The following is an 11,200-nucleotide window of genomic DNA, read 5'->3' as shown; positions in this document are numbered from 1 at the left end:
TTTTGGAGTCTTGATGCATGTTCGCACGCATCAAGACTTGTTTCATATTGTTTGGAAAGGAGCGGTGATTGAGAGTGAAAAAAATTGCAAGTGTACTAATGGCTATCATTTTATTAGTGAGTATAGCTGGGTGCTCGGCGCCAAAAAAAGAAGCAGCAAAACAGGTGAAGAGTGAGAGTAAAGAGAGAGTTGTTGCCACGACAGTCGCTGTTACTGAAATTATGGATGTATTAGAAATTGATTTAGTTGGTGTTCCAACAAGTACGAAAGATCTACCAAAGAGATATAAAGGTTTACCTGAAGTCGGGAATCCGATGAGTCCGGATATGGAAAAGGTAAAGTCATTAAAGCCGTCAGAAGTATTATCCGTGACAACACTTGAATATGAATTAAAGCCAGTTTTTGATGGCGTAGGTATGAAAGCAAACTTTGTAGACTTAACTAGTTTGAAAAATATGCAAAACTCCATTAGTAATTTAGGTAAGCAATATGGACGTGAAAAGCAAGCTGAAGCAGTTGTAACGAAGTTAGATAATAAGGTTGCAGAGATTAAAAAAGCAGTAAAGGGAAAGAAAGAACCGACAGTGCTTATTTTATTAGGTGTACCGGGGAGTTATTTAGTAGCAACAGAGCATTCTTACATTGGAGATTTAGTGAAACAATTAGGCGGTAAAAACATTGTACAAGGTGAGCAAGTAGAGTATTTAGCCTCTAATACAGAGTATTTAAAGAAAGCAGATCCAGACATTATTTTACGAGCAGCACATGGTATGCCTGATGAAGTTGTAAAAATGTTTGATAAAGAATTTAAAACAAATGATATTTGGAAACACTTCGCTGCAGTTAAAAATAACCGTGTTTACGATTTAGAAGAGCGTTTATTTGGAACGACAGGCAATTTAGCAGCAATTGAAGCGTTAGATGAATTGAAAAAAATGATGTATCCGTGATGCATTTTAATATAAAGGAAGAGTGGAATGAATAAAAAAACTTGGAGTTTCCTCATTGTTACTGCATTACTTATTATTATGACATCATTGTCAGCAATGAAAGGAAGTTTAGAAATAGGGATAGTGGACCTTCTGCAAGGGATATTTACAGGGGGCAATGAAGATGTTGAAGTAATTAAAGATTTACGTTTCCCGCGTATTATTATTGCACTGTTCACTGGAGCGGCTCTTGCTGTTTCAGGTGTGCTTTTTCAAGCTGTTATGAAAAATCCACTTGCTGATGCTGGAGTAATCGGTATATCTTCAGGAGCAAGTTTTATGACACTTGTTATTATTACGTTATTCCCGCAATTCTTTTTCTGGACACCAGTATTCGCCTTTTTAGGTGGTGCGTTTGCATGTTATCTCGTTTATGCATTTTCATGGAAGTCAGGGTTAAGTCCACTTCGTATTATTTTAGTTGGTATAGCTATTAATGCGATGTTCACTGGATTAAATGAATCATTCATTACAATTTGCGGATATTTCATTAAGAGTATTAAGCAAACGACGACTTCTAACATAACGATGAAGACGTGGGGCGATGTAGAAATAATGGTTACGTATGGAACAATTGGTCTTATCCTCGCTCTGTTTGTAGGGGCTTGGTGTAATCTATTAACACTACAAGATAAGACCGCGAAAAACTTAGGTTTGCACGTGACGAGAGTTCGTCTTATTATTTCTGCTATTGCAGTACTTTTAGCTGCAGTATCAACAGCGATTGCAGGTGTTATTGCTTTCGTAGGATTACTCGTTCCGCACATTTCAAGACAACTAGTCGGTTCAGATCATAAAGTATTAATTCCATTTTCTGCTCTTGCAGGAGCGTTATTAATTTTGACGGCGGATACGATTGGAAGGTTAATTGTGCCGCCTAATGAAATTCCAGCGGCAACGATTATGGCGGTTATTGGTGGACCGTTCTTAATATTCTTGCTTAGAAAGAGTGATAAAGTTCATGGAAATTAAAAATGTAACCTTTTCGTATGATAATGTAACGGATCGATTAAAGTCGGTTAGTAGTGAAATAGAAATTGGTAAAATTACAACAATTATTGGTCCAAACGGTTGCGGGAAGTCAACATTACTTGGGGTGATGTCAAGAAATCACGATCCTCGTAGCGGAGAGGTAATACTGGACGGGAAGGCGATTAGCCAATATAAACCGAAAGAGTTTGCTAGAAAGTTAGCTGTTGTCCATCAACAAAATGAGGCACCGGCAGATATGACGGTAGAGAAATTAACAAGTTTTGGTCGTATGCCTCATAAAAATATTTTTTCCTCGCAAACTGATGAAGATAGAGAGGCGATCGAAAGGGCTTTAGCATGTACGAACTTACTAAGTAAACGTGATAAAGAGATTCACGCTTTATCTGGGGGAGAAAGACAACGGGTTTGGATTGCTATGACGTTAGCTCAGAAAACACCCATGCTCTTTTTAGATGAGCCGACAACCTATTTAGATATTTATTATCAACTTGAAATATTAGAGCTAGTAAAAGAGTTAAATGAAGTGCATGGATTGACGATCGTTATGGTATTACACGATATTAATCAGGCGATTCGCTTTAGTGATTATATCATCGTTATGAAAGATGGCGAGATTGTTACGAAAGGTAAGCCGAATGATGTTGTGACAGAAAGTATGATAAAGACGATATACGGTGTAGATGTCGTTGTAAAGCAAGATGAAGATACAGGGTTGTATATGGTCCCAATGGGTATTTAAATATGCGAACAATCCGTTTTGAGGTGATAATTTGAGTAGTAAAAAAGAACGGAAGAAGAATTCTTTTTTTCAACGAATACTTACAGTTGTTTTTTTAGGTACCTTTTTTTATTCAGTATATGAATTAGGTGATATTTTCATGGATTACTATAAAAATCGTAAAGTAATGGCCGAAGCACAAAATATTTATGAAAAAAGTCCGATGGAAGAGCAATCACAAGACGGGGAAGTGCGTAAACAGTTCAAAATTCTACAGCAAATTAACCAAGAAATAGTTGGATGGATTACGATGGATGATACACAAATTAATTATCCAATCGTTCAAGCGAAAGACAATGATTACTATTTATTCCGTAATTATAAAGGTGAAGATATGAGGGCAGGAAGCATCTTTATGGACTATCGTAATGATGTGAAATCTCAAAATCGAAATACTATTTTATATGGTCATCGTATGAAGGATGGCTCTATGTTTGGAAGTTTGAAGAAAATGTTAGATGAAGATTTCTTCATGTCACATCGTAAATTATATTACGATACATTATTTGAAGGATATGATCTTGAAGTGTTTTCGGTGTATACAACAACAACTGATTTTTATTACATTGAAACGGATTTTAGCAGTGATACGGAATACGCCTCATTCTTGGAGAAGATTCAAGAAAAATCGCTGTACAAAACGGATACAAAATTGACCGCAAGCGAGCAAATCGTAACACTTTCGACGTGTGACTATGCACTTGATCCGGAAGCAGGAAGGTTAGTTGTGCATGCGAAACTAGTAAAAAGAAAGTAATTAAAAAAGTATAGAATATGAGAAGTGGTAAAACTTCTCATATTCTATACTTAAAAAAAGAAATATGTTTACTGTGCTGCAGCCATCGGCATACGTACCACTTTTACATCATAGTAAGAGATTTTATTATCAAGAATATAATCTGGCATTCCGCCTTGGTGTGAGTGAGCAGCTTTAAATGCTGGGCTCTTCGTCCAACCTTGGAAATCTTCTTTTGCATTCCAGCGTGTGCTAATTGTTACTTCATCATAATCAACTGTATTTTGTGTTAGAAGAACTTCTAACCCTAAAAAGCCTGGCATTGTTTCGACTTGGCCTACTTTATTAAAACGATCAATTAATTTATGTCCATTTCCCTTTGTAATTTTAGTTGTATTTGTAACAATAATCATGTTTATTCCTCCTCTTAAATGTAGCCTTTATTTTCGAGAACTCATATACATTAAATGATAATGAAAATCATTATCAATGTCAACGCTAAATGTGAAATATATAAGTTTTTTTATATTATATTGAACAGTAAGATTTTCAGTTTGAAATGTAGTAAATATGTGGCAGTTAAGCGAGAGTATGAGCGAGTTGTACTAGCAAAGCAATAATATGGTATAGTGAAACGAGGCTGTTTTTCAGTCTCGTTTTTTACATGCTTCCTATAGAGAAAGCATGCAAATGGAAAGGAAGTTATTATATGCGATCAGAAGTAACTGTAAAAATAAAACCGAAATTTATAAAAGAAATTAAAAGTGGATATCCGCTTATTTTAAAAGATGCGATTCAAAATTTAAATGATGTTCAGGAAGAAGGAACAATCATTAAAGTAGTAGATGAGAAGAACAACTTTGTTGGAAAAGGTTATTACGGAAAACAAAATAAAGGATACGGCTGGATTTTAACGAGAAAAGTGAGTGAACAAATTAATCAATCTTTCTTTGAAAGTAAAATTAAATCTGCCTTACATAAACGAAAGCAATTTTACAAATCAAGTGATACGACAGCATTCCGTGTGGTGAATGGTGAAGGTGATGGTCTTGGCGGACTAATTATCGATTATTATGATGGCTACTATGTAGTAAGTTGGTATAGTGAAGGGATTTATACTTTCAGAGATGAGATTATAGCAGCTCTTCAAAAAGTAGCAAACTTTAAAGGGATTTATGAGAAGAAGCGCTTTGATACGAAAGGGAAATACATTGAAGGCGATGATTTTGTAGCAGGAGAGCGTGGTGAGTTCCCGCTTATCGTAAAAGAGAATGGTGTGAACTTCGCTGTGTATTTAAATGACGGAGCGATGGTTGGTGTATTTTTAGATCAGCGTAACGTTCGAAAACAAATTCGTGATAAGTATGCAAAGGGAAGAACCGTGTTAAATATGTTCTCTTATACAGGTGCTTTTTCTGTATTTGCAGCGCTTGGCGGAGCGAGCAAAACGACGAGTGTGGATCTTGCAAATCGTAGTTTAAGTAAAACGATTGAGCAGTTTAGTGTAAATGAAGTTGATTATGAAGCGCAAGATATTATTGTAGAAGATGTCTTTCTGTACTTCAAATATGCAGCGAAGAAAAAGATGAAATTTGATATGGTCGTACTTGACCCTCCAAGCTTTGCACGATCAAAAAAATATACATTTAGCGCAGCGAAAGATTATAAAAACTTATTAAAAGAAACAATTGCCATTACAGAAAATAATGGGATTATCGTTGCTTCTACAAATTGTAGCGCATTCGATATGAAAAAGTTTAAAGGCTTTATCGATACAGCATTTAAAGAAATGAATGGCAAATATAAAATATTAGAAGAACATTCATTACCAGAAGATTTCCGTACTATCGATCAATTTAAAGAAGGAGACTATTTAAAAGTAGTTTTCATCGAGAAAATGAAAGGCTAATAAAGAAAAAGGAGCTCGCGTTTACTTGAGCTCCTTTTCTTATTGAACGATATTTTGTACTCTACCGACTTGCCCATCCTGCAATCGCACTTTAATGCCATGCGGATGAGAAGGGGAATTCGTTAAAATATCTTTTACAATACCACGTGTTAATTTACCTGTGCGTTGATCTTGTTTTAATACAATATCAACTTCAAGGCCGGGTGCGATATTAGAACGTTTTTGTCCGTTCATTTATACACCTGTACGTCTACGTTGGTTGTTTGTTTTCTTCGTTTGTTGGTTTTGTAATTTTTTTGTTTCCTGGCTTTGGTTTTTGGCATTTTGGCCATTACCGTTACCTTGCTTTTTCTTTGCAAGTTGTTCGCGCATTAAATCAGCTAAGCTTACTTTTTTGTTTTCTGACATGATAAGTCTCCTTTATATAAAGTTAATTATGAACTATCGTAGTAAAATTCATCATATCATTGTTAGAGAAGGAAGGGAAGTTGGTTTGAAAATTCATATAATTCTTCACAGTATTCATTCGTTACGATACAATTAAAATGCTAATGTTTGTAAAAAGGGGATAGACATATGTCACATCATATTTTATTAGTTGAAGATGATATTTCAATTCAAGAAATGGTGGAAAAGTATTTAATAAAAGAAGGTTTTCAAGTAACAATTGCGTCTGATGGAGAAGAGGGCGTGAACACATATTTAAAAGGTTCATTTGATTTAATTATTCTCGATATTATGATGCCAAAGCTAGATGGCTTAGAGGTTGTGCGAATCATTCGAGAAAAAAGTGCTGTCCCGATTTTAATGATGTCGGCAAAAGATACAGATGTTGATAAAGCTGTTGGATTAGGACTTGGAGCAGATGATTACATTTGTAAGCCATTTTCTATGATTGAATTAGCTGCACGTGTAAAGGCAGGTATTCGGAGGTCTACGAAATATTCGGCTACAGAATCAACAGAAGAAAAGATGATTCAAATTGGTGATTTAACAATCGATCCAATTAATTTTACGGTTGAAAAAAACGGGAAACCTCTCAAACTTACTTTAAAAGAATTTGAGATCTTAAAACTGTTCGTAAAAAATCAAAATCGTGTATTTACGAAAGCACAAATATACACGTTAGTTTGGAACGAAGAGTATTACGGTGACGATAACGTTATTAATGTTCATATGAGAAGATTGCGTGAGAAAATCGAAAGCGATCCATCTAATCCAGAATATATTAAAACGTTATGGGGCATCGGCTATAAGCTGGAAGTGATGTAATATGGTCAATTTATTAATAGGTATTATTTTTATATTGTTATGTGTCATTTATATACAATATAAAATGAGAAAAAATGGTAGTGAAAATTTACGATACACATATGAAAAGTTGGAAAGTATTGTAAATGGAAAAACAGGCGAGAAGTTACTCGTTATGACAGATGATTTAGAATTGCAAAAATTACTAGTGGCAATTAATCAATTATTAGATGCAAACCAGAAAACGAATGCAGATCATGCAAAAGTAGAAATTTCGATGAGAAAAATGCTTTCAAATATTTCACATGATTTAAAGACGCCACTAACAGTTATTCTTGGATATACAGAAATGTTAAATAAGGATAAAACGATGAGTAAAGAAGAACAGCAAATATTACTTGAAAAGGTGCATGTAAAAACACTAGAAGTAATGGAACTGATTCATAAGTTTTTTGATTTAGCAAAATTAGAATCTGGTGACAAGGCAATCGAGATGACGAAAGTAAATATGAATGAAGTTTGTCGCGAAAAGATTTTATCTTTTTATGATTTAGTGACTGCGAAAGGATTTCAAGTTCATATTGATATACCGGAAAGAAATATATATGCACTTGGAAATGTAGAAGTATTAGGTAGGGTATTGAACAATTTAATATCAAATGCGATTACATATGGAGACGATGGAAAGACACTTGGTGTGACGTTAAGAGATGATGAAACGAGTGTGTATATAGATATATGGGATACAGGAAAAGGAATTGATGAATCTCATATTGATAAAGTGTTTGAGCGTATGTATACACTTGAAGATTCGAGAAACAGATTGTACCAAGGGAGCGGTCTAGGGTTAACGATTACGAAAAGGCTTGTGGAAGCGATGGACGGAAAAATACACCTTTCGAGTAAGCCGTATGAAAAAACAATTTTTACAGTTGCATTAAAGAAGATGATGTTTTAGCTTGTAGAGAAGTAGATTCTACAAGCTTTTTTTTCAGCGTAAGGAATTTGTAAGGAACGGGTAAGAAAAAAGAGAATTCCGTTGTCTATTATAGAAGTATAAGGTAGTGCGAAAGGAGACAGTGACATGACATATATATTAAAAACGAATCAGTTAACGAAAGTGTTTAAAGGGAAAGAAGTTATTTCTAGCGTTAACATGCATGTGAAAAAGGGAGAGATATACGGTTTCTTAGGACCGAATGGTGCAGGTAAAACAACGATTATGAAAATGATCACAAATTTAATAAAACCGACGAGTGGTGATATTGAAATTTTCGGTGAAAAGTTAACGGATACATCTTATGAAGTATTAAAAAGAATGGGGACAATTATTGAATATCCAATCTTTTATGATAAATTAACGGCGAAAGAAAACTTAGAATTGCATTGTGAATATATGGGCTATTACGATAAAAACGCAATTGATCATGCATTACACTTAGTGAAGCTGCAAGGGATAGATGAGAAAAAAGTAAAAGATTTTTCATTGGGAATGAAACAACGACTTGGTATTGCAAGGGCAATTGTGACAAAACCAGAATTGCTCATTTTAGATGAACCAATTAACGGTTTAGATCCAATTGGTATTAAAGAGTTACGAGACTTATTTAAAATGCTCTGTAAAGAATATGGCATTACATTATTAGTTTCTAGTCATATTTTAGGTGAGATGGAATTAATGGCGGATACAATTGGTGTCATTCAAAATGGAAAACTAATAAAAGAGGTTTCAATGAAGAGTATTAACGGAAAACAAACAGAGTACATTGAAATTACTGTTCCTGATGTGAAGCGTGCAACTTATATTCTAGAAGATAAACTTGGTATAAAAAATTATAAAATCATGAGTGGAAATATGATTCGTGTGTATGATACGGCAGTGTCTCAGCAAGCCATTTCAAAAGCACTTATTATGAATGATGTGGAAATTGAAAGTATTAATAAGAAACATAGTTCCTTAGAGGAATATTTCTTAAATGTAATGGATGGAGAGGGCATTCATGCTTAATGGATTGTTAGTGAATCTAGTAAGTGGATTGGTCGTAATGTTCATAAGTGGGATTTTATATTATAGGAAACCAGAGCGGAAATGGTTGTTAATTCTACTAATGATAGGAATGTTAAGCGTAGTTACTGCTGGAATTAGAATGTTAGCAGTGTAGAGACAGTTATATAAAGAATGGAGGCGTGGTTTGTATGCTTAGATTAATGAAGCTCGAGTGGAAAAAGCATCAATTATCTAGTTACTTTAAAAGTGTAGCAATTTGTATTATCGCAATTTTTGCTGTAGTAAGCCTTATGGCATTGGGAATGAAAGCCGAGGAAGATGTGCTCTTCTCTGACTTCACACAGAATATGGCTTTAGTAAATATTTTTATTAGGATAACATTCATTATTTTTAGTTCGGTCATTTTATCACGTTTAGTAATTGATGAGTATAAGAACAAAACGATACAACTATCATTTATGTATCCGCTTCAAAGGAAAATGCTAATGAGTGCGAAATTAACAATTGTTTTTTGTTTTTGTTTTGTGAGCACGATTATCGCGACTTTCATTATTAGTTTGCTCGTATATTTTGTGAGTCCAATGATGGGACTGATTGAAACACCTGCTACGATAGGTGAAATAATAGCTATCGTTCCAGGTACTATTATAAGTGCATTTATGATATCTGGTATAAGTTTAATTCCTTTGTTTTTTGGAATGAGAAAGAAATCGACACCGACAACGATTACTTCGGCAGTAATAATTGGTATGCTGATTAGTGGTAACTTTGGTCCTGGAAACGGTCAAGTAAGTATGTTTGATTTTATAGCTATCCCAATCGTGCTCTGTTTATTAGGAATTTTCATTAGTTATCTATCGTTTCGTAAAATCGACAAGATCGATGTGACGTGAAGTAAGCCTAAAACAAAAAACGAACTGGGGTATGAATGGTGAAAAAAATAATAGTAATTGCAATATTATTCATTACAATTGCTAGTGCGGTTTTTGGTTTTAAGGTATTTCAGGGGAAAGATTTTAAGAAAGAAAAGTCTTTTGATATAAATAATATAAAAGAAATAGAAGTAGACAATGAAAATTGGAATATTGAATTTAAAAGTACAGACGCTAATAAAATAGTAATTTTCGCCCAAGGTGAACAAGTAGATAAAGAGATAGATCCCGTCAAAATAAAAAATGATGAAAATAAAATTGTGATTAAGCAAAAACAAAAGGTGAACAAATTTTTTAATGGTTTTACGTTTAGGAAGAAAAATAGTATATGTATAGCTATTCCGAAGAAAGAAATAGATAAAATTGTATTAAATAATAAATCAGGTGATGTGAAAATAAGCGATATAGTAGTAAAAAATATCGTGACGAAAGGCAAATCTGGAGATGAAAAGATTACAGGATTATCGGCAGAGAAGGGTGAATTTACATCCGAAAGTGGAGATTTAGTATTAAAAGATAGTTCATTGCAAGAAGTAAATATAACTTCCACTACTGGCGATAATTATGTGAAAAATGTAAAAAACGAAAATATGAACATCACTTCAACATCTGGGGAAGTATTACTGAAAGATATGACAGAAGGAAAATCATTATTTGTAGAAACAAAATCAGGAGATATTGGCGTACGGTATAAAGGTGTCCCAGCATCATTGAAGCTTATGGCTAAAAGTAATTCAGCTGACGTAATAGTGGATTTAAAAGGACTTAAGAAAGATAAAAATACAGAAAAAATAAAAGTAGGAACGATTGGTGATGCGAAAAATGAAGCGAAGATTTTAAGTGAAACAGGAGTCATTTATATTGATTAAGTCTTAGGAGGAAGGAGGACTATCATGCTACATTTAATGAAGCTAGAATTGAAAAAGTTTAAGCTTGGTTGGTACGTGAAGAGGGCAATTATTGCAAATATTGTTATACTGGCATTAATGATCTTTGTGAGCATCATCGCTCAAGTAGAAGGTGATGCAGAAATAAGGAATCCAGAGACGATATTGTTAATGGCTAGCACAATAGTAAGAGCAACATTTATTATTTTTGGTAGTGTCTTAATCGCAAGGTTAATAATTGGCGAATATAAAAATAAAACAATACTACTTATGTTTTCTTATCCTATTAACCGAAAGAAAATGATGGCTAGTAAGTTGGCTATTACAGCGATAGTAACATTTATAACAGTTATTGTATCTAACATTTTAGTAGTAGGAATTTTCTTTGGGATAGATAGCTATTTTTCAATTCTTCCTAATTCATTCACAGTAGATCAATTGGTGCAAGAAGGAATAAAACTAGTTCCTTTAGCCATTGCAACTGCGGGAATGAGTTTAATCCCTCTATATTTCGGAATGCGTAAACGTTCAGTGCCAACTACAATTGTTTCATCTCTTATCGTTGTCTCAATTGCAATGAATAGCAACCCAGAGTTTCCCGCAGCAACTTTTCTTCCCCTTCAACTAGCACTTGCAGCAATTGGAGTGGTGATTGCATATTACGGAATTAAAAATATAGAGAAGGAAGATATAACTGTATGATAAGAATACGTAAAA

Annotated in this window: 15 protein-coding genes; 12 read left to right on the top strand and 3 right to left on the bottom strand. The window is 34.0% G+C overall.

Annotated elements, in window-relative coordinates; genetic code table 11:
* The first annotated feature begins 68 nt into the window (after window positions 1–68).
* From isdE to srtB, 4 genes are read left to right on the top strand one after another with little or no spacing between them, the layout of a single operon-like run.
* Complete coding sequence (gene isdE, locus Q9B79_RS11855; protein WP_306184414.1) at window positions 69–950, top strand: heme ABC transporter substrate-binding protein IsdE; 882 nt, start codon at window positions 69–71, stop codon at window positions 948–950.
* 27 nt (window positions 951–977) lie between these two features.
* Window positions 978–1,961, top strand: coding sequence for a FecCD family ABC transporter permease (locus Q9B79_RS11850; protein ID WP_306184412.1), 984 nt, complete (start codon window positions 978–980; stop codon window positions 1,959–1,961).
* On the top strand, window positions 1,951–2,721 hold the full coding sequence (locus tag Q9B79_RS11845) for an ABC transporter ATP-binding protein (protein ID WP_306184410.1): 771 nt from the start codon (window positions 1,951–1,953) through the stop codon (window positions 2,719–2,721). Before Q9B79_RS11850 ends, Q9B79_RS11845 begins: the two co-directional genes overlap by 11 nt.
* A 31-nt stretch (window positions 2,722–2,752) precedes the next feature.
* The gene (gene srtB, locus Q9B79_RS11840) at window positions 2,753–3,517 is read left to right on the top strand and encodes a class B sortase (protein ID WP_306184408.1); all 765 of its coding nucleotides are present in this window, start codon (window positions 2,753–2,755) and stop codon (window positions 3,515–3,517) included.
* A gap of 68 nt (window positions 3,518–3,585) precedes the next feature.
* Here srtB and isdG read toward each other — a convergent pair whose 3' ends face one another.
* On the bottom strand, window positions 3,586–3,909 hold the full coding sequence (gene isdG / locus Q9B79_RS11835; protein WP_306184406.1) for a heme oxygenase: 324 nt from the start codon (window positions 3,907–3,909) through the stop codon (window positions 3,586–3,588).
* A gap of 296 nt (window positions 3,910–4,205) precedes the next feature.
* On the opposite strand from isdG, the gene Q9B79_RS11830 reads away from it, so the two are divergent.
* Window positions 4,206–5,405 (top strand): class I SAM-dependent rRNA methyltransferase, encoded by a 1,200-nt coding sequence (locus Q9B79_RS11830; RefSeq protein ID WP_306184404.1) that lies wholly within the window; start codon window positions 4,206–4,208, stop codon window positions 5,403–5,405.
* A gap of 39 nt (window positions 5,406–5,444) precedes the next feature.
* On the opposite strand, the gene Q9B79_RS11825 is transcribed toward Q9B79_RS11830, so the two are convergent.
* Together Q9B79_RS11825 and Q9B79_RS11820 are read right to left on the bottom strand one after the other, a co-directional pair.
* Window positions 5,445–5,639, bottom strand: coding sequence for a YwbE family protein (locus tag Q9B79_RS11825; protein WP_001014310.1), 195 nt, complete (start codon window positions 5,637–5,639; stop codon window positions 5,445–5,447).
* Window positions 5,640–5,813, bottom strand: coding sequence for a hypothetical protein (locus Q9B79_RS11820; protein WP_001293578.1), 174 nt, complete (start codon window positions 5,811–5,813; stop codon window positions 5,640–5,642).
* 168 nt (window positions 5,814–5,981) lie between these two features.
* Here Q9B79_RS11820 and Q9B79_RS11815 point away from each other — a divergent pair, with 168 nt between their 5' ends.
* From Q9B79_RS11815 to Q9B79_RS11785, 7 genes are all read left to right on the top strand, one after another.
* Window positions 5,982–6,677, top strand: coding sequence for a response regulator transcription factor (locus tag Q9B79_RS11815; protein WP_016118692.1), 696 nt, complete (start codon window positions 5,982–5,984; stop codon window positions 6,675–6,677).
* Window position 6,678: 1 nt separating this feature from the next.
* Window positions 6,679–7,614, top strand: coding sequence for a HAMP domain-containing histidine kinase (locus Q9B79_RS11810; protein ID WP_306184398.1), 936 nt, complete (start codon window positions 6,679–6,681; stop codon window positions 7,612–7,614).
* 126 nt (window positions 7,615–7,740) lie between these two features.
* Window positions 7,741–8,664: an ABC transporter ATP-binding protein gene (locus Q9B79_RS11805; protein WP_306184396.1), complete on the top strand. Its 924-nt coding sequence runs from the start codon at window positions 7,741–7,743 to the stop codon at window positions 8,662–8,664.
* On the top strand, window positions 8,657–8,818 hold the full coding sequence (locus Q9B79_RS11800) for a hypothetical protein (RefSeq protein ID WP_000931774.1): 162 nt from the start codon (window positions 8,657–8,659) through the stop codon (window positions 8,816–8,818). Before Q9B79_RS11805 ends, Q9B79_RS11800 begins: the two co-directional genes overlap by 8 nt.
* A gap of 34 nt (window positions 8,819–8,852) precedes the next feature.
* On the top strand, window positions 8,853–9,557 hold the full coding sequence (locus Q9B79_RS11795) for an ABC transporter permease (RefSeq protein ID WP_306184394.1): 705 nt from the start codon (window positions 8,853–8,855) through the stop codon (window positions 9,555–9,557).
* 35 nt (window positions 9,558–9,592) lie between these two features.
* The gene (locus Q9B79_RS11790; protein WP_306184392.1) at window positions 9,593–10,465 is read left to right on the top strand and encodes a DUF4097 family beta strand repeat-containing protein; all 873 of its coding nucleotides are present in this window, start codon (window positions 9,593–9,595) and stop codon (window positions 10,463–10,465) included.
* A 24-nt stretch (window positions 10,466–10,489) separates the two neighbouring features.
* On the top strand, window positions 10,490–11,185 hold the full coding sequence (locus Q9B79_RS11785; RefSeq protein ID WP_048551252.1) for an ABC transporter permease: 696 nt from the start codon (window positions 10,490–10,492) through the stop codon (window positions 11,183–11,185).
* Window positions 11,186–11,200 lie beyond the last annotated feature (15 nt).

The organism is Bacillus sp. MHSD_36, assembly GCF_030757775.1.
Lineage (GTDB): Bacteria > Bacillota > Bacilli > Bacillales > Bacillaceae_G > Bacillus_A.
The sequence above is the reverse complement of the archived record's forward strand: the minus strand, read 5'-3'. Positions and strand labels throughout refer to the sequence as shown.